Source organism: Novosphingobium sp. BL-52-GroH (genome assembly GCF_044813085.1).
Lineage (GTDB): Bacteria > Pseudomonadota > Alphaproteobacteria > Sphingomonadales > Sphingomonadaceae > Novosphingobium.
Genome location: NZ_CP171149.1, coordinates 137246 through 155227 on the forward strand (window position 1 = coordinate 137246; position 17982 = coordinate 155227).

At 63.1% G+C, this 17982-nt stretch carries 16 protein-coding genes; all 16 read left to right on the forward strand.

The genetic code is table 11. From position 1 onward, the window contains the following. The first annotated feature begins 72 nt into the window (after positions 1–72). The 16 genes from ACFFDA_RS00675 (at position 73) to tnpC (ending at position 17568) form a co-directional block, all read left to right on the forward strand. On the forward strand, positions 73–969 hold the full coding sequence (locus tag ACFFDA_RS00675) for a universal stress protein (RefSeq protein WP_404477664.1): 897 nt from the start codon (positions 73–75) through the stop codon (positions 967–969). Between the two features lie 30 nt (positions 970–999). Then, complete coding sequence (locus ACFFDA_RS00680; RefSeq protein ID WP_404477665.1) at positions 1000–2340, forward strand: erythromycin esterase family protein; 1341 nt, start codon at positions 1000–1002, stop codon at positions 2338–2340. A 1-nt stretch (position 2341) separates the two neighbouring features. Next, positions 2342–2995 (forward strand): dienelactone hydrolase family protein, encoded by a 654-nt coding sequence (locus ACFFDA_RS00685; RefSeq protein ID WP_404477666.1) that lies wholly within the window; start codon positions 2342–2344, stop codon positions 2993–2995. Between the two features lie 2 nt (positions 2996–2997). After that, on the forward strand, positions 2998–3702 hold the full coding sequence (locus tag ACFFDA_RS00690; protein ID WP_404477667.1) for a phosphoribosyltransferase: 705 nt from the start codon (positions 2998–3000) through the stop codon (positions 3700–3702). A 31-nt stretch (positions 3703–3733) separates the two neighbouring features. Then, positions 3734–4174: a host attachment protein gene (locus ACFFDA_RS00695; RefSeq protein ID WP_404477668.1), complete on the forward strand. Its 441-nt coding sequence runs from the start codon at positions 3734–3736 to the stop codon at positions 4172–4174. Between the two features lie 740 nt (positions 4175–4914). Beyond that, positions 4915–6789, forward strand: a complete 1875-nt coding sequence (locus ACFFDA_RS00700; protein WP_404477669.1) for a PAS domain S-box protein — start codon at positions 4915–4917, stop codon at positions 6787–6789. After that, positions 6786–7409, forward strand: coding sequence for a response regulator transcription factor (locus ACFFDA_RS00705; RefSeq protein WP_404477670.1), 624 nt, complete (start codon positions 6786–6788; stop codon positions 7407–7409). The genes ACFFDA_RS00700 and ACFFDA_RS00705 overlap by 4 nt, the downstream gene beginning before the upstream one ends. Positions 7410–7490: 81 nt before the next feature. After that, positions 7491–7901 carry a response regulator transcription factor gene (locus ACFFDA_RS00710; protein WP_404477671.1) on the forward strand — a complete coding sequence of 137 codons (411 nt, stop codon included), beginning with the start codon at positions 7491–7493 and terminating at the stop codon, positions 7899–7901. A gap of 950 nt (positions 7902–8851) precedes the next feature. Then, a complete protein-coding gene (gene lptB, locus ACFFDA_RS00715; RefSeq protein ID WP_404477672.1) occupies positions 8852–9565 on the forward strand; it encodes an LPS export ABC transporter ATP-binding protein in 714 nt (237 codons plus the stop codon). A gap of 285 nt (positions 9566–9850) precedes the next feature. Next, positions 9851–11557: a PHA/PHB synthase family protein gene (locus ACFFDA_RS00720; RefSeq protein WP_404477673.1), complete on the forward strand. Its 1707-nt coding sequence runs from the start codon at positions 9851–9853 to the stop codon at positions 11555–11557. Positions 11558–11575: 18 nt separating this feature from the next. Further along, positions 11576–12988, forward strand: coding sequence for a bifunctional enoyl-CoA hydratase/phosphate acetyltransferase (locus ACFFDA_RS00725; protein ID WP_404478318.1), 1413 nt, complete (start codon positions 11576–11578; stop codon positions 12986–12988). Next, entirely contained in the window at positions 12985–14184 is a 1200-nt protein-coding gene (locus tag ACFFDA_RS00730) for an acetate/propionate family kinase (RefSeq protein ID WP_404477674.1), read from the forward strand. Before ACFFDA_RS00725 ends, ACFFDA_RS00730 begins: the two co-directional genes overlap by 4 nt. Before the next feature lie 77 nt (positions 14185–14261). After that, positions 14262–14786, forward strand: a complete 525-nt coding sequence (locus ACFFDA_RS00735; RefSeq protein WP_404477675.1) for a GNAT family N-acetyltransferase — start codon at positions 14262–14264, stop codon at positions 14784–14786. Between the two features lie 400 nt (positions 14787–15186). Further along, positions 15187–15537, forward strand: a complete 351-nt coding sequence (tnpA, locus tag ACFFDA_RS00740; protein WP_404477676.1) for an IS66-like element accessory protein TnpA — start codon at positions 15187–15189, stop codon at positions 15535–15537. Beyond that, positions 15534–15887 carry an IS66 family insertion sequence element accessory protein TnpB gene (gene tnpB / locus ACFFDA_RS00745; protein WP_011608149.1) on the forward strand — a complete coding sequence of 118 codons (354 nt, stop codon included), beginning with the start codon at positions 15534–15536 and terminating at the stop codon, positions 15885–15887. Before tnpA ends, tnpB begins: the two co-directional genes overlap by 4 nt. Before the next feature lie 154 nt (positions 15888–16041). After that, positions 16042–17568, forward strand: coding sequence for an IS66 family transposase (gene tnpC, locus ACFFDA_RS00750; protein ID WP_404478319.1), 1527 nt, complete (start codon positions 16042–16044; stop codon positions 17566–17568). The last annotated feature ends 414 nt before the right edge of the window (positions 17569–17982 follow it).

Genomic DNA, 17982 nt, shown 5'->3' on the forward strand with positions numbered 1-17982 from the left:
GTGCATCAGGGCCTCCCGCGTCTATCTTCGTGCTGACCTGAGCCAGACATCCGGATTCCTATCCGTCGCCTGATGGGTTTGGGCATCCGGCAGTTTACGCAGAAGGATGTCGAGCCGCGCGCCTCCGTATCCTCACGTAATGATTACTCTGAATGTGAGCGCCATTGTTGCTTACGACTCCGCTTCGACGGCGGGCACGCGACCGAGGCTCACATGAAAAATGTACTGCTGCTGATCCATGACGACGCCGGCGAAGCGGCCCGCTTCCAGGCCGCACTTGACCTTGCCCGGGCGATCTCCGGGCATCTCACTTGCCTCGACATCGTTCAAGCGCCGATTCTGGTGGGCGCGGGGTATGTGATGGTCGATGCCGAACTCGCCCTGCTTGCCCACGCGCGTGAGCGGGAAGCGGCAAATCGCCGCCAACTTGAAGTGCGCCTCGCAGTCGAGGACATCGCCTGGGACTGGGCCGATGCGGCCGGCGACATTGCCAAGCTGCTGGAAGCGGAGGCGGCGCTCGCCGACAACATCGTGCTCAACACCCTGTTCGCCAATCCCGAGCTTCCCGATATGCGGGTGATCGCTTCGGACATTGTCATGCGTGCCGGGAAGCCGATCCTCGCGGTTCCGCGAGAAATCCGCAGTCGCTACGTCAATGGCCAGGCGCTCATCGCCTGGAACGGTGCTCCTGCTGTCGCCGAAACGCTCCGCGCGGTGACCCCTCTCCTCGCGCTGGCGGAAGACGCTGCCGCCTATCTCTCACGCCATGGCATTCATGTCATCATCGACCGCGATGTCCCGCTGGAAGGATCCGTGTGCGATGCGCTTCTCGGCGCCTGCCGCGACCGCCATCCCGCCTATTGCGTTATCGGCGCCTATGGCCACTCGCGTCTGCGCGAGCAACTCATCGGCGGCGTGACACGGCGGATGCTTGCCGAGAGCCCGGTACCCCTCCTTTTGGGTCATTGAGCGCGGGCGAGGCCTGAAAAGGGGATCATCATGGCGAACGCAGCATTGTACAATCCTATCGACCGGGAGGCGCCGGCGGCGCTGATCGACGCACTGCGCCGCTACGCCGAGCCGTTGCCACCGCCCGAGCGTGCCGAGAAGTTCGGCAGCTTCTTCGATCGCTTCGGCCAAGCGCGCGTCGTCCTGCTAGGCGAGGCAACCCACGGCACGTCCGAATTCTATCGCGCGCGCGCCGCAATCACACGCCGGCTGATCGAGCATCACGGTTTCAATATCGTTGCGGTCGAAGCCGACTGGCCGGACGCTGCGCAGATCGACGATTATGTCCGCCATCAGGCGCCGCGCCCCCGCCTCGGCGACAGCTTCGTGCGCTTTCCGACTTGGATGTGGCGCAATGTCGAGGTTCTGGAATTCGCCGACTGGATGCGCGGCCATAATGCATCGCTTGCTGAGGATAGCCGCGTCTCCTTCCATGGCATGGACATCTACAGCCTCAGCGAGTCGATCCACGCGGTGCTCGCCTATCTCGACAAGATTGATCCCGAGGCGGCCGCGGAAGCACGCCGGCGCTACGGCTGCCTGACACCCTGGCAGGATGAACCGGCGCATTATGGCCGCGCCGTCGTTCACGGAGGTCGCCCCAGTTGCGAAGATCGCGCGGTCGCCCAGCTTCACGAGCTTTTGACCCATCGGCTCGAATATCTGCGTGGAGACGGCGAAGCTTGGTTCGACGCTGTCCAGAATGCGCGCATCGTGCGCGCCGCGGAGCGCTACTACCGCGCCATGTATCACAGCTCGACCGAGAGCTGGAACCTGCGCGACCGGCACATGTTCGAAACGCTGCAGGCGCTGCTGGCCCATCGCGGCCACGGCGCAAAAGCGGTCGTCTGGGCGCATAACAGCCATGTCGGCAACGCCGCCGCCACCGCAATGGGCTGGCAGGGCGAATTCAACATCGGCGAGCTCTGCCGGATGGCGCATGGTGACGACGTGGTGTCGATCGGGTTTAGTACCGATAACGGCTCGGTCGCGGCCGCCAGCGACTGGGGCGCCGACATGCAGATCAAGACCGTACGGCCCGCGCGCGCCGACAGCTATGAGCACGCCTTCCGATCCACCGGGCTGGCCCGCACGCTGACCGACTGGCGAACCCGGAATCGCGATCTCGCCGCGTTGCTTCGGGAGCCCCTGCTCGAACGCGCCATCGGCGTCGTGTACCGCCCGGAGACCGAGCGCCTCAGCCATTACTTCGAGGCGGTCCTCGCCGAGCAGTTCGATGCTTTCGTCTGGTTCGAGCAAACGACTGCGGTGACGCCGCTGGGGCATGAGCGACCCCATGGGGCGCCCGAAACCTGGCCGTTCGGACTGTGACATGATCATCCCTGCTCCGCACGATCCGGTTCCCGTCACCATCCACCCCGATGGGCTCAAGGGGCTGCTGGGCGTACCGGCCGCGGCCAAGGGCATCGTCATCTTCGCACACGGCAGCGGAAGTGGACGGCTCAGTCCGCGTAACAATCACGTCGCGCACGCACTGCGCGATGCGGGGCTTGCGACATTGCTGATCGATCTGCTCACACCCGCGGAAGAGCAGAACCGGGCCAACATCTTCGACATTCCGCTGTTGGCATCGCGGCTGAAAGCCGCCACACACTGGGTGAGGCTCCTGCCCGAAACGGCAGCGCTGCCGGTGGGCTATTTCGGTGCGAGCACGGGGGCGGGCGCGGCCTTGCTCGCCGCCTCCGGCCCGGACGCCGAAATCGCCGCGATCGTTTCGCGCGGCGGCCGGCCCGATCTAGCCGGTTCGGCCGCGCTCGTGCATGTCCGCGCGCCAACGCTGCTGATCGTCGGCAGCCGAGACCTGCCGGTCATCGAGCTGAACCGGACGGCGCAACGTCATCTTCGCGCCAAGAACGCACTGGTGATCGTCCAGGGAGCGACGCACCTGTTCGAAGAGCCAGGCACGCTCGCCGAGGTGATCGACCACGCGGGGCGTTGGTTCCTGCGACATTTTCAGGAGGCCTGACCATGGCCGCACATACAGCCGGGTTTCACGACAGGCGCGAGGCAGGCCGCAGGCTGGCCGCGGCGCTTGCCCCTCTGGCGGCCGCGCATCCGCTGGTGCTGGCACTGCCTCGCGGCGGCGTGCCCGTCGCGTTCGAAGTGGCCAAGGCACTCGACGCGGAACTGGATCTGCTGTTCGTCCGCAAGATCGGGGCACCCGGCTATGAAGAGCTGGGAATCGGCGCGGTGGTCGATGGCGCCGATCCCCAGCTCGTACTCAACGAGGATATTGTCCAGCAGCTGGCGCCCAGCCCCCACTATATCAGGGCCGAGATGCAGCGGCAGCTCGCGGAAATCGAGCGGCGGCGGTCGTCCTATGTCGGCGGTCGCGCTCCGGCGGAGGTGACGGGCCGCACGGTGATCGTGATCGACGATGGGATCGCGACCGGCGGCACCGTCAAGGCGGCCCTGAAAGGCTTGCGCAAGAACCGGCCCGCGCGCCTCGTCCTTGGCATACCAGTCGCGCCCGGTGAAAGCATCGCCGAGATTTCTCCAGAGTGCGATGATATCGTCTGCTTGGCGCAGCCCGAGCCGTTTTACGCGGTCGGAGCGCATTATGCCGTGTTCGATCAGACGACGGACGAGGAAGTCGTCCGTCTACTTCGCGACGCGGCGCCCTTCGGCCACTTGCGAGGCTCGCCCGGGCACGGGTCTGCCGTGCGACGCTGATTGGGACAGGCTCCAGGAAAGGGAAGAAACGATGCTTATTCCTCACGATGCGACCATTCTCGTTGTCGATGGCGGACATCTGCAGGTGCTCCGCAATCGCGGCACCGACGCCGCGCCCGAACTGGAGCTTCTGCATGAGCAGGCGATGAAGAATCCTCCAAGCCGCGCGATGGGTACGGACGCACCGGGACGCAGTTTCGGCAGCGCGGTGCCGAAACGAAGCACTTATGGCGAGGCCGACTACCACCAGCGCCGCGAGGACCGGTTCGGGCACCGGGCTTTGGGGACGGTGGCATCGCTGGGCCGGCAGGATGGTCCGCTGATCCTCATCGCACCGCCGCATATGCTGGGCGTGCTCCGCGAAGACCTTGATCCGAGGGTCCAGGACCGCGTTGTGGCCGAGATTGCCAAGGATTTTGCCCAGCGCGACGCCGACGATATTCTGAAACTGCTACGCTCCCATCAAATCTGAAGTTCCGCCACGAGCCTCATATGGCGGTCGGCCGGTCAAAGTGGCGGATCAGGCCGATCGGGGATTTTCACTAAGCACGGGCGACGATGCCCACTCAGCTATCGGATTCCCAGGCTGGGGAATCATCACGCTCAGCGGCGCCAGCGTATCTTGTGGACAAGCAGGGGCGATCGGCATAGCGTCTGCGGTGCCCTTTCCGATATCGATCGTGAGGATTGGGTCCGCACTCGCACGGCGAACGCAGGCTCTCGACTTCCGGTCGGGCGGCCTGCGGAATGCAAGGCCTTCGGGAAATACGCAGGGCGCGCTTTCTTGTGTTTGCACGCGATCAACCGTCCCGACTGGCGGGACGCGCGGCAAGCACGGGACAGCGGGGGATGCAGCCCCTCACAACCTGCGACGCCTCTCGGTGTGCTCATGCGGAGACCGACGATGCTGCCCCCCTTGCCGGAAACGGCACCGAGTTCTGGACTCCAATGGCGCCCGGAATCGCGGATTTAATGCTTCTCCAAGAGAAAATTGCCCTGTAGTCCTGATGCTGGACGAAACGCGCAAAGGCTTTGGACCGATTCAGGACCAGACTGAAAGGACATTTTTGAATGGCGCAAACGAGCTACGGCTTACTTTGTCCTTTTGTTTCTAGCAAGTAACACTAACAGATCCAGGTTACACGCGATCCTTTGGGCGCGAATGCGATCAGAAATAGAAGGGGATGGATCAAGAATTTAGACGGGATCTCTATGTCAACCGATGCGCATCATAGCTCTACACGGCCAACGCGCTGGGGCCATGCGATCGCCATCATCACCGTCCTCCTCGCCGTACCTGCCGATCTTGCCCTCCGGACAGCGGGCGTCGATCACAACCCCTATCTGCTGCTCATCCTTTCGATCATCGTTGCGGCTGCGCTCGGCGGAACGGGTGTTGCGACGCCGGCGGCGATTCTCGCTGTCCTCGTCGGCACACTTTTTACGCTATCGCGTCCTCTTGCCGCTTATGAACCCGTCGACCTGGCCTTTTTGCTGCTTGTCGCGTCAGGGATTGCCGTACTCGATCTCCGCAACGCATCCTTGCGACGGCGACGTGTCGCCCTGGACGAACGTCGTCAGAACCAGCTCTCGGAGATCGCCGACGAGCTTAACCTCCTGATCGACGGTGCGCAGGGCTATGCGATCTATATGCTCGATCCCGAAGGCCGGGTGGCGACCTGGAACGAGGGTGCTGAACGCCTGAAGGGCTGGAGCGAGAATGAGGCCGTGGGCCAGCATTGCTCGGTCTTCTATCCGGCTGACGCGGTCAAAGCCGGTAAGCCCGAAGCCGACCTCAAACGCGCCCGCGAGCAGGGCAAGGTCGAGGAGGACGATTGGCGGCTGAGGAAGGACGGATCCGAGTTCTTGGCACATATATCGATCACCGCTCTTCGCGGCAGCAACGGTGCTCTTCGCGGCTTTGGCAAGGTCGTTCGCGACGCAACCGGCGAACGCGCCGCCGAGAGCGCTCACAAGGCCAGCGCCAGTCACCTCCGCTCGATCCTGTCAACCGTCCCCGATGCCATGATCGTGATCGACGAACGAGGCAACATTCTGTCGTTCAGCGCCGCCGCCGAGCGGCTGTTCGGGTATTCGGAGGTCGATGTCCGCGGTTCGAACGTTAGCATGCTCATGCCGTCGCCTGATCGCGAGCGCCATGATGGCTATCTCGAACGCTATCTCACGACCGGCGAGCGGAAGATCATCGGTATCGGGCGCATCGTCATCGGCGCGCGGCGCGACGGTTCGACCTTCCCGATGGAACTGTCGGTGGGCGAAGCTATTGGCGAGACTCAGCGCGTGTTCACCGGCTTCATCCGGGATCTCACCGAACGGCAGGAGACACAGGAACGCCTCAACGAGCTGCAGTCCAAGCTGATCCACGTCGCCCGGGTGAGCGCGATGGGAACGATGGCCTCGACGCTCGCCCACGAGATCAACCAGCCGATTACCGCGGTCGCCAATTATGTCGAAGGGGTCCGCGACCTGCTCGCCGAGGCTAATCCGGAGGATCTCCCCATGATCCGCGAGGCCCTGGACGATTCGGTCCGAGAGGCTCTGCGCGCAGGGCAAATCGTCCGACGGCTGCGTGACTTCGTGGCGCGCGGGGAAGTCGAGAAGACAGTCGAGGACCTGCCTTCCCTCATCACCGAGGCTTCCGCGCTCGGGCTGATGGGCGCACGGGAGAAAGGTGTCGATGCCCAATTCGATCTCGATCCCGGCGCCACGAAAGTTCTCCTCGACAAGGTGCAGATACAGCAGGTGCTGATCAATCTGCTTCGCAATGCGGTGGAGGCGATGGCGGTGTCGTCCGAACGGCATCTGTGGATCAAATCGCGCCGGGAGAAAGCGGGGCTCATTCGGGTTACCGTGGCCGATACCGGACCCGGCGTGGAACAACACGTCGCGGACCAATTGTTCACCGCCTTCGTCAGCACCAAGAGCGATGGCATGGGCCTGGGCCTCTCGATCTGCCGAACGATTGTCGAGGCGAACGGTGGTCGCATATGGCTGGAACCCCGACCCGGCGGCGGGACCCAGTTTCATTTCACGCTCGTCGAAGCCGAACCGGAGGAAGTCGAATGACCGAAAGGCGCATGATCCATATCGTGGACGACGAAGAATCGATCCGGCGCTCCGCCGGTTTCATGTTGAAAACATCTGGTTTTACGGTGGCGAGCTACCCGTCCGGAGTCGCCTTCCTGCGCGAGGTGCGGCACGCCGAGCCCGGCTGCATCCTGCTTGATGTACGTATGCCCGACATGGACGGGCTTGAGGTGCAGCAGGCACTCCTCGAACGCGGCGTCGCTATGCCCGTCATCATCCTCACCGGCCATGGCGATATTTCCATCGCGATCCGCGCGATGAAGGCCGGCGCCGTCGAGTTCATCGAAAAGCCTTTTGAAAAGGCGGTGTTGCTCGGCGCCATCGCCGCCGCCTTCGAGCAGCTCGACGACAGCGACAATCCTGTCGCGCGGGCGGCCGACGCGGCTGTGTTGATCTCGGCGCTGACAGGGCGCGAGCAGGACGTGCTCAGGGGCCTGGCCGACGGATTGCCCAACAAGACGATTGCCTATGATCTCGGCATCTCGCCACGGACCGTCGAGGTGCATCGCGCCAATCTGATGACAAAGCTGGGAGTCCGCAGCCTGTCCGATGCGCTGCGTATCGCGTTCGCGGCCAATCTCGGCAGCCACGGTTCATAGGACCTCTACGTAACGACTTGCCCTGGTTTTGCTGCGATTTCTTGCATCCGGCCGGTTAGAGCCGGTCGATGCGAGACGATCATGAACGGCCATGTTGCTGCGCTCCCGAGAGGGCGCCCGACGATACTACTGGTGGAAGACGAGCCGAGCGTGAGGCGCTCGCTCCAGCTTCTTCTTCATGCCCAAGGCTATGACATCCGCTCTTATGCATCAAGTGCGGCGCTGATCGCCGATCCGCTTGTGGACGAGGCGATCTGCCTGGTCACCGACTATCGCATGCCCGAGATGGACGGCCTCGAGGTCTTGCATTCCCTCCGTGCGCGAGGATGGCAGCGACCGGCAATCCTCGTCACCGCCTATGGCTCGCCCGATCTCGTCGAGCGGGCGATGAAGGAGGGATTCGCCCTGGTCATCGAGAAACCGCTGCGCGAACATTCGCTCGCTGACGCTGTCGCGCGCTTGACGACCCCACCCGCCCTCCCCACACCCTGAGTGAGCTGCAACCTATGCTCAAGCGCCAGCACAGCCCTGGCAGCGGGGAGATGACCCAAGCTGTATCGGGGCATATTGCTGCGTCTAACCCGGACGCGGAGCGAGGACCGCGTCGACGAGGCCAAGCAGGACATGATGCGGGAAGGGTCTGCTGAGAATATGCGCGTAGCCCGCGCCGCGCCGCGTGCGTGGAACTCGATCTCCGCAGGGTCCTGTGCGGTGGTAAGAATGGCCGGGCGATGCCATCCCGCAGCCCTGAGCTCGCGCAGAAGACTGATGCCGTCAACATGCGCGAACCGGTGCTCTGCGATCAAGCAGGCGCCCTCTTTCGTCATCGGAGCCGCCAGCACGAGCCCCCTCCGCATAGGCTTTCACGCCATAGCCGCGCGTCATGAGCAACAGGTGCAAGGCGCGCCTCAGCCCGGTGTCGCTTTCGAAGAAGGATCACGGCTTGGAACACGTTGGGCTCGACGGGCCTCAATGTCATACGTGCAAACGGTCCAGGGCCTGCCGGAACCTCCCGGCCCGCCCGGTCTAGCGCCCGGGGCCACGCCTCGATCTACGTAAATCTCCAAAGGCACGGACAGCCCACTGCTGATCCCGTGAGCGCAAGGCAACAGCGGCAAGAGCCCTTGTTGACAGGCCACGGCAACCATTGTCCCCCGGATCTGCAGCCGGGCGATAGGACCACTACGTAAGGACGGTCCAGCCAAGATCAGCAATCACGGCCCCGGACACGACCTTGAGCCGAATGCCTGACTAGGGTCGAGCGCGGCGCCAGCAGACAGGAAGCGGCGCTCCGCTGAGGCACGACCGGCTTGTTTCGATGTCAGCGCGCAAAACCGCAAGCTCCTGCGGCGATGCGCGAAGGAACTAAAGGACGAATGTGAGGCACAGCATCCTCGGCGAGGCAACGGACGCCTCGCAACGGTCAGCAGCCGCCGCTTGGATTGTCGGTCGTCGCGATCGCAAAGGCCTATGGCAAGCGCCAGGTTCTGAAGGACGTGTCGCTTCAGGTATCGCCCGGCGAGGTGGTGGGCCTGCTTGGACCCAAGGGAGCGGGCAAGACCTTCTGCTTCTCTGCGATCATTGGACTTACCAGGATTGAATCGGAACGGATCCTGCTGAATGGCGAGGACATCACGCCGCTCCCGATGGACCAGCGCGGCAGGCGGGGTCTCGGATATCTACCACAGGAGCCTTCGATATTCAGCGGGATGACGGTCGCGCAGAACATTTGCGCGGTGCTCGAGCAATTCAGAGCGGCGCCCGAGGCGCGCGAACTGCGCGCGGGACGCACTGCTCGCCGAATTCAAGATCGGGCATGTACGCTATTAATCGGCAAGGGCGCTTTCCGGCGCAGAACGCGACGGTGCGAGATTGCGCGCGCCATGGCGGCCAACCCTTCAATCATGCTGCTCGACGAGCCGTTTGCCGGCATCGATCCGTCATCGATCCTCGACATCAAGAAGATGGTTGGCACGCTGAGGAAGGATCACGTCGGAACCTTGATCACCGACCATAATGTTCATGAGATGGTCGAGCTCGTCGACCAAACCTATATCATTTGCGATGGCCGGGTGATCTTCCAGGGGACGCTCAAGGCGATGCTGGAGGATGACAATGTTCGGCGGCTCTATCTTGGCGAGGGCTTTACGCCCTAGTCACCGCCTTTTGATCACCGTGATCGGCAGACACGCTTCCAGCCCGAAATGTTTCCAGCGGCGGCCGCAAAGCCCGGCGCCGGCCTCACGATCCGCGCCATGGATTTTGGTGCATCTATGCTGACGCAGCATTGTGCTTTCAAAGGAGGGCCACTCCGCGAGTGCCCGATTTCCCGCCGGATAATCTCGGCCGCAAAGCTCATCCAATCCGCCACCGGGCATCTACGTAGTGAGCGCGCGCGCATGCAGCACTAAGGAGTGATGGCCATACAGGAGCGATGAATCATGCCTGCCATACAGCCGTCGCATCCTGGGCCCGATCCGCTCGATGGCGTGGCCGAAACGCTCGACCGGGCCGCTGTCGCCGCGATTGCGCAAGCAACGCCTGGATTATCCCCGGGTACGGTGATGCAGGCGTTCTGGGACTGGGGCCTGCACCTCGGCCACTCGCCGTTCAAGCAATTGCAACTGGCCGCCAAGATCGGTCGAAAATTTGCGCGCCTCGGCGATTATGCCATCGCGAATGCGGGCGACCCCGACGCCGAACCAGCCATAAAGCCCTTTTCCCAGGATCGCCGATTCGCGGTTACCGCATGGAAGCAGCCTCCCTTCAATCTGACAGCGCAATCCTTCCTTCTGAACCAGCAGTGGTGGCATGCTGCGACCACGGGCGTGGCCGGGGTCACGCGACATCATGAAGATATTGTGGCGTTCGCGGCTCGCCAGGCGCTCGATATGCTTGCGCCAACCAACTTCATCGCGACCAATCCGGTGCTCCAGAAGAGGATATTCGAGACCGGAGGGCAGTGCCTCGTCGAAGGCGCCAGACTGCTCCTCGAGGATATGCAGCGCACCATGCGGGGTGAGCCGCCAGTGGGGACCGAAGCGTTCGAGGTCGGGGAAGAGATCGCCGTCACGCCCGGCAAGGTCTTCTATCGCAACGAACTGATCGAACTGATCCAGTACATGCCGACTACGGACACGGTGCGGCCGGAACCGGTCCTGATCGTGCCGGCTTGGATCATGAAATATTATATCCTGGATCTCTCGCCGGAAAACTCGCTAATCCGCTGGCTCATCGGACAAGGTTACACGGTATTCTGCATCTCCTGGCGCAATCCCGGCAGTGCTGACCGCAACCACGACATGGAATCCTATCGTCGCCTGCGCCCGATGGCGGCGCTCGATGCGGTGACGGCGATAACCGTGACGCCGACCGTTCATGGCGTCGGCTATTGTCTCGGCGGGACGCTGTTGTCGATCGCGGCGGCGGCGATGGCACGCGACGGCGATGAGCGTCTGGCGACGATGACACTGCTCGCCGCGCAGACGGAGTTCAGCGAGCCGGGTGAGCTTGGGCTGTTCATCGATGAAGCGCAACTCAACCTGCTCGAGAACATGATGTGGAGCTGTGGTTATCTCGACAGCGGACAGATGGGCGGCGCTTTTCAGATTCTTCGTTCCAAAGACCTCGTCTGGTCGCGGGTGCTCAACACCTATCTGATGGGCGAACGCGAACCGATGTCGGATCTGATGGCCTGGAACGCCGATGGCACCCGCATGCCCTATGCCATGCACAGCCAGTATTTGCGCCGCCTGTTCCTTGACAACGATCTCGCCGAAGGACGTTACAAGGTCGATGGCCGGACGATCAGCCTGTCGGCGCTGCGCAGGGCGATGTTCGTCGTCGGTACCGAACGGTATCATGTCGCGCCGTGGCGCTCGGTCCACAATATCCACCTGCTGAGCAGCGCCGAGATCACCTTCGCGCTGACCAGCGGCGGGCACAATGCCGGGATCGTGTCGGACCCCGGGCACAAAGGGCGATGGTATCACCTCCTCACCCGCGAGGCCGAGGGTGCCACTCTTGATCTGGACGAGTGGCTGGGCGCGCATTCGGGGGAGGCGGTCGCGCCGCCGCCGATGGGCGCGCCGGACGGCGGCTGTCCCGTCCTCGCGGACGCTCCGGGCCGCTATGTGCTGGAGCATTGAGCGGTGACCGAGTTGGACATGATCGAAAATCGCATTTTCGATGAGATCGCGGTCGGCGACAGCGCAAGCGTTGTCCGAACCCTGTGCCATCAGGACATGCAGCTATTTGCCACGGTGTCAGGCGACGCCAATCCCGTGCAACTCGATCCCGCCTATGCCGCCACCGATATGTTCCACCAGGTGATCGCGCCCGGCATGTGGGGTGGCGGACTGATTTCAGCAGTGCTCGGAACCGAACTGCCCGGTGCTGGCACGATCTATCTCAGTCAGACCCTGCGTTTCATCCAGCCGGTCTGCCTCGGTGACACCATCACCGCCTCGGTGACCGTCACCGGGAAAGAGGCCGAGCACCATATTATTCTCCTCGACTGCCGTTGCATGAACCAGAACGGACAGGAGGTCATCACCGGCCAGGCTGCCGTCAAGGCGCCGACCGAGAAGGTCCGTCGTCCCAGGATGGTTCTGCCCGACATTCGCGTTTCCGATCATGACGGCTATCGCAAACTGATCGAGATGACAACCGGTGGCGACGCCATCGTGACCGCCGTGGCGCATCCGTGCAGCGCCACCGCCATTCTCGCGGCGATGGAGGCCGCCGAGGCTGGCCTGATAGAGCCGATCCTCGTAGGCCCCGAAGGGAAGATCCGAGAAGCGGCCAGGGAGGCCGGCAAGGAAATAAGCAAATTCCGTCTGATAGCTGCGCCACACAGCCACGCCGCTGCCGCGCAAGCCGTGGCGCTCGTCCGCTCGGGTGAAGCCCGACTGTTGATGAAGGGCTCGCTCCATACCGACGAGTTGATGGGCGCGGTCGTCTCCTCCCAGACCGGTCTCAGGACCGAGCGGCGCATCAGCCATGCCTATCTGATGGATGTGCCGGCGCACCCGACCCTGCTGATGATCACCGATGCAGCCATCAACATCGAACCGACGCTCGAAGAAAAGGCGGACATCATCCGCAATGCCATCGACCTCGCCCACGTGATCGGGATCGAGCAGCCCAAGGTCGCGATCCTGTCGGCGGTGGAAACCGTCAGTCCGTCGATGCGATCGACGCTCGACGCCGCCGCGCTCTGCAAGATGGCCGATCGCGGTCAGATTTCGGGCGGCGTGCTCGATGGCCCGCTGGCATTCGACAATGCGATCAGCGAGGCGGCCGCAAAGGAAAAGGGGATCGTTTCGCCGGTGGCGGGCAAGGCAGAAATCCTCGTGGTGCCGAACCTCGAGGCCGGAAACATGCTCGCCAAGCAGCTCACCTTCCTGGGCGGTGCGGACGCGGCCGGCGTCGTCCTGGGCGCGCGCGTGCCGATCATCCTCACCAGCCGCGCCGACTCCCTGCGGACCCGGCTCGCCTCGTGCGCCGTCGCGGTGCTGCTCGCGCGCGCGGCCACCAAAGCCGCGCCGGGGCTGCCGGAAGCCAAGGCACTACCGTGACCCGGGCCGTCGTCAGCCTCAATGCCGGCTCGTCGAGCATCAAGTTCGCGTTGTTCACGCTGGGTCCGGATGGCCCGGAGCATGCCGCGGCCGGTAAGCTGGAGGGGATTGGCATCGCCCCCCATCTGGTCGCGCGCGGCGCCGATGGCACCGTCCTGATCGATCAGGATTGGGACAATGGCGCTCGGCTGACCCATGAGGCGCTACTTCGCGAACTGTTCGGCTGGGCGTCGCAGCATCTGCCCGAACACGAGATCGTCGCCATCGGCCATCGCGTCGTCCATGGCGGAATGAGCTTTGCCCGGCCTCTGCTGGTCGACGACGCCTTGCTCGAGGCACTGGACTTGCTGTGTCCTTTGGCACCACTCCATCAGCCGCACAACCTTGCGGCGATCCGCGCCATTCGCACGCTGGCCCCTGCCCTTCCGCAGGTTGCCTGCTTCGATACCGCCTTCCATCACGACCGGACGGACGTCGCCATGCGCTTCGCCCTGCCCCGCGCGCTGCACGACAAGGGCATCCGGCGCTACGGCTTCCATGGTCTTTCTTACGACTATATTGCGCGGACCCTGAGGGAGACCGACCCGGAACTGGCACGCGGCCGGGTGATCGTCGCCCACCTCGGCAACGGCGCGAGCCTATGCGCGATGCACGACGGGAAGAGCGTCGATACGACGATGGGCTTCACCGCGCTCGACGGACTGATGATGGGAACGCGTTGCGGCGATATCGATCCCGGCGTCCTCCTTCACCTTCAGATGCAGGAAGGAATGAGCGCTGCTAACGTCGAGACGCTGCTTTACAAGCAGTCCGGCCTGCTCGGGGTATCCGGCGTGTCGAGCGACATGCGCGCTCTACATCAGAGCCCGGATCCGCACGCTGCGGAAGCCATCGACCTTTTTGCCTGGCGTGCGGCGCGCGAGGCCGGTGCCCTCATCTCCTCTCTCGGCGGTATCGACGGGATCATCTTCACGGCGGGCATCGGCGAAAATGATCCGATCATTCGCGCATCGATCTGCGAGCGTCTGGCCTGGACCGGCTTGATTATCGACGGGGAGTCCAACGCACGCAATGCGCCGATCATCAGCCGGTCCGATAGCAGAATCATCGCACGCGTAATCCCCACCGACGAGGAGCGCATGATTGCGGTCCTTTCCCTCGGCGTCGTCAGGCCCGCAGCAGGAGTTAGCCAGTGACACGTCGGCTTATCGACGGGACGATGCAGGCCTCGGGCAAAAAGAGTTGTAACTTGTAGATCAGGAAGGTCAGAGCAATGAACAGTAACCCAACCCATCTGGTGACACGCAGCGGGCTCAAGCTGTCGGTACGACCGGCAGGCGCTAAAGACGAGCCGATATTGCAGGAGCTGTTCCACCATGTGAGCGAGGATGACCTGTGCTTTCGCTTCCTCTCCGGGCTGAATGAGATCGGGCCTCAGCAGCTCCGGACCCTGCTGCCCTCGACCGATGGCAATGCAGCCAGCTTCATAGTTTTCGCCGAAGATGGACCGCCGGTCGCGTCGGGTGTGCTTGTCTGGGACAAAGCACATGGCCGGGGCGAGGTGGCAATTTCGGTGCACGCCGACTATCGAAATCACGGGATCGGATGGACGTTGTTGTCCTTTATTGCGAACGAGGCAGAGACCCGCGGCTTGAAAAGCATCGAATCGATCGAGAGCAGGGCCAATGTCGCCGCAATAGAACTGGAGCGGGACATGGGATTCTCGGTTACTGCATATCCGGGTGATCCAACCCTGACGCTTGTCAGCAAGCCGTTGGGCAAACCACGTGCGGAATGACAGCCCTGCGGCCTCCACCTTGTTCGCCTACCACTGAGTAGTCACCGCCTTAGTACGGTACACGCGGCGCGGAAATGGCAAGACTTCGGTCGACAGAAACAGTCGCGCGAACCCGTGCACGGCGTGCGATATTCGACGGACACATATTGACCGCTGAGATAATATCCTTGCGTGAACCCGGCGAGCGTGGACGGAAAAAACATGTGCCGCTTCCCATACGCACCAAGGCGCCGCGACGATTTGAGGCGAAAGCCGTAAGCGGTAAAAATCCCCCACATTTTCAGATGCTCCGAGGTTGGTAGTTTCGCCGCAATAAATGGCGAGGTTACCAGTGAGAGATGAAACTGATTTCGAAACATGTTTCGAAACGAACGCCCCGGGTCAGGTGCAGCGGCTTGACGTGATCGAAAGCCCGCGGGGCAAGCGGCACTGGACGCCCGAGGCGCGGGCGCAGATCATCGCGGAAAGTCTGGAGCCGGGCGCCAATGTGTCAGCGGTGGCGCGCCGCCACGGGATGTTTCCGCAGCAGTTGTACACATGGCGACGCGGATTGCGGGAGCGCGCAGAGGCGATGACCTTTGTGCCTGCGATGGTCGAGCGCGGAAAGGTTGACGAGTTGTCCAGCGCGGCAGTGCCACCAGTGAGCGGCCAGATCATCGTCGAGGCAAGCGGGCTGTTGATCCGCATTCCGCCCGACGTGAGCGCGGATCACATCGAGCGGGTGTTGTTGGCCGCGCGGGTGAGCGCGTGATCATCCCGCCTGGCCCCCTGAAGGTGCTGGTCGCAACGCAGCCCGTGGACTTCAGGAAAGGGATGGTGGGCCTTGCCTCGCTGGTCGAGCGTGAGCTCAGACTCGATCCCTTCTCAGGCATGCTGTTTATCTTCCGGGCGCGCAGGGCGGACCGGATCAAACTTCTGGTTTGGGACGGCACCGGGCTGGTGCTGGTGACCAAACGCCTGCACGATGGGAAGTTCCGTTGGCCACGCCCGGGCGACGGGGTGATGAAGCTGTCGGCGGCGCAAGCCTCGGCGCTGATCGAGGGGTTGGACTGGTCGCGCGTGCACGTGCCGCGCGTGCCCAAACCGCTTCATGCGCAGTAGGCCGCAAGCCTGATTCTGCTTGGCGCAAGGCTGTTCCTCGCGAGGCAAAATCCGCTAGAATGCAGGCGTGGCGGCGCATCCAGAACTCACTGCAGCGACCGGGCCTGAAGCCGGATACGACGAGCTTCCCGACGACGTCGAGCAGCTCAAGGCGATGCTGCTGGCCGAGCGCGCCCGCGCAGCGCGGCTCGAGCATATCCTCAAGCTGATCAACCGCACGACCTTCGGCAAGCGTTCGGAGAAGCTTCCTGCCGATCAGCTCGCACTGGCGCTGGAAGACCAGGCCGTGGCCCTTGGCGAAGCCCAGGGCCTGCAGGCTAAGACAAACGAAGAAACCGAGCGTCATGGCCTCGTGCCTCGCAAACGCCGGCCCGCCGATACACAGCGCGCATCGCTGCCGGCGCATCTGCCGCGCTTCGAGGTGGTGATCGAACCCGACAGCCTGGAATGCGCCTGTGGCGGCGCGCTGCACAAGATCGGCGAGGACCGTGCGGAACGGCTCGACATCATCCCGGCGCAGCACCGCGTCATGGTCACGATCCGGCCGCGCTATGCATGCCGGTGCTGTACCGATGGCGTACACCAGGCCCCAGCACCGGCGCGCGTAGTGCCGGGCGGCTTGCCGACCGAAGCGCTGATCGCCGATGTTCTCATCAACAAATACTGCGACCACCTTCCACTTTACCGCCAGTCGAAGATCTTCGCGCGGCAAGGCATCGAGGTCAGCCGCGCCACGCTGGCCAACTGGGTTGGCCGGGGCATTGCGGCGCTGCTGCCGATCGTCGACCGGATGCGCGTGGATGCACTTGCACGATCACGGCTGTCCGTAGACGAAACCACCGTCAAGGTGCTCGCACCGGGGACCGGCAAGACCAAAACCGGCTACATGTGGGTCATCGTCTGTGACGACCGGCCCCATGGCGGTGCCGATCCGCCGCTGGCGCTCTACACCTATATGCCCGGCCGCGGGGCCATGTGGGCCAGACAGCTGTTGGGAGCCTACCAGGGCATCCTGCAGGTCGATGCCTGGCAAGCCTACGACCAGTTCGGCAAGGATGACCGCGCCAATGCTGGCGTCTGGAAATCCTACTGCTGGGCGCACCTGCGACGTAAGTTTGTCGACGCGGGCAGTGATGCTCCGATCGCGCAGGATGCGTTGCAGCGCATCGCCAGGATCTACGGCATCGAAAAGGACATCCGTGGTCGCCCGCCCGAGGAACGCCTCGCTGTACGGCAGGAACGGAGCCGTCCGCTGGTCGAGCAGCTCCACGCCTGGTTCACCGCCATCAGCCCCCGCGTCATGGCTGGCTCGGCGACAAGCGACGCGATGAAATATGCGCTGAAACGTTGGGCCGGCTTCAGTCGGTTCCTCGACGACGGGCGGATCGAGCTCGACAACAACTCCGCCGAACGTGCCATCAGGCCAGTGACTCTTCAGAGGAAAAATGCGCTCTTCGCTGGCCACCAGCTCGGAGCCGAAAACTGGGCTGCGATCGCCTCGTTGGTCGAAACCTGCAAGATGCTGGACCTCGAGCCCTACGCCTACCTCTCCGATGTGCTCGCCCGGATCATCAGCCGCTCCGACACCGATCCAATCGACGACCTGCTCCCATACAACTGGGTCAATACAAACGCCGGGCAAACCATGTTCGAAATGAGCAACATCGCCACCGCTGCTTGATCACCGAAATTACATCGCCAAACCTGCCGTGGCGGCTCCACCGCCACGTGGGGGATTTTTACCGCTTACCGAAAGCCCGCCGGCGGTTGCAACCGCAGTGTGTGCCATCTGTGCGGCGCCGCGCGTCAGAAATCCAGGTAGAACGCTTAGAACAAGGCGCAAACACCCCGACGATGCGGATTGCTGTTCATTCGGGAAGCTTCGCCATGACGATTGCTGCAATCGCCATCATCAGGCCAGCTGCTAATCCGTACAAGAGGATGATATCAATCGACTGACGAAATTTGTCTAAGGCATGCATGAAAGTCCTCCCTTTGACAGTGGGATGGCTTACGCATCCGCATTAACGGATATATCGGTAGTGTTACGGAAGCGCTCCCCACCCGTTTGTCTGCTCCGACCAACCCCACGCGC

What these genes read in the sequence shown, in the direction of transcription:
- ACFFDA_RS00675 (WP_404477664.1), top strand. Translation starts at nt 73, where the DNA reads ATGGGTTTGGGCATCCGGCAGTTTACGCAGAAGGATGTCGAGCCGCGC.
- ACFFDA_RS00680 (WP_404477665.1), top strand. Translation starts at nt 1,000, where the DNA reads ATGGCGAACGCAGCATTGTACAATCCTATCGACCGGGAGGCGCCGGCG.
- ACFFDA_RS00685 (WP_404477666.1), top strand. Translation starts at nt 2,342, where the DNA reads ATGATCATCCCTGCTCCGCACGATCCGGTTCCCGTCACCATCCACCCC.
- ACFFDA_RS00690 (WP_404477667.1), top strand. Translation starts at nt 2,998, where the DNA reads ATGGCCGCACATACAGCCGGGTTTCACGACAGGCGCGAGGCAGGCCGC.
- ACFFDA_RS00695 (WP_404477668.1), top strand. Translation starts at nt 3,734, where the DNA reads ATGCTTATTCCTCACGATGCGACCATTCTCGTTGTCGATGGCGGACAT.
- ACFFDA_RS00700 (WP_404477669.1), top strand. Translation starts at nt 4,915, where the DNA reads ATGTCAACCGATGCGCATCATAGCTCTACACGGCCAACGCGCTGGGGC.
- ACFFDA_RS00705 (WP_404477670.1), top strand. Translation starts at nt 6,786, where the DNA reads ATGACCGAAAGGCGCATGATCCATATCGTGGACGACGAAGAATCGATC.
- ACFFDA_RS00710 (WP_404477671.1), top strand. Translation starts at nt 7,491, where the DNA reads ATGAACGGCCATGTTGCTGCGCTCCCGAGAGGGCGCCCGACGATACTA.
- ACFFDA_RS00720 (WP_404477673.1), top strand. Translation starts at nt 9,851, where the DNA reads ATGCCTGCCATACAGCCGTCGCATCCTGGGCCCGATCCGCTCGATGGC.
- ACFFDA_RS00725 (WP_404478318.1), top strand. Translation starts at nt 11,576, where the DNA reads ATGATCGAAAATCGCATTTTCGATGAGATCGCGGTCGGCGACAGCGCA.
- ACFFDA_RS00735 (WP_404477675.1), top strand. Translation starts at nt 14,262, where the DNA reads ATGAACAGTAACCCAACCCATCTGGTGACACGCAGCGGGCTCAAGCTG.
- tnpC (WP_404478319.1), top strand. Translation starts at nt 16,042, where the DNA reads ATGCTGCTGGCCGAGCGCGCCCGCGCAGCGCGGCTCGAGCATATCCTC.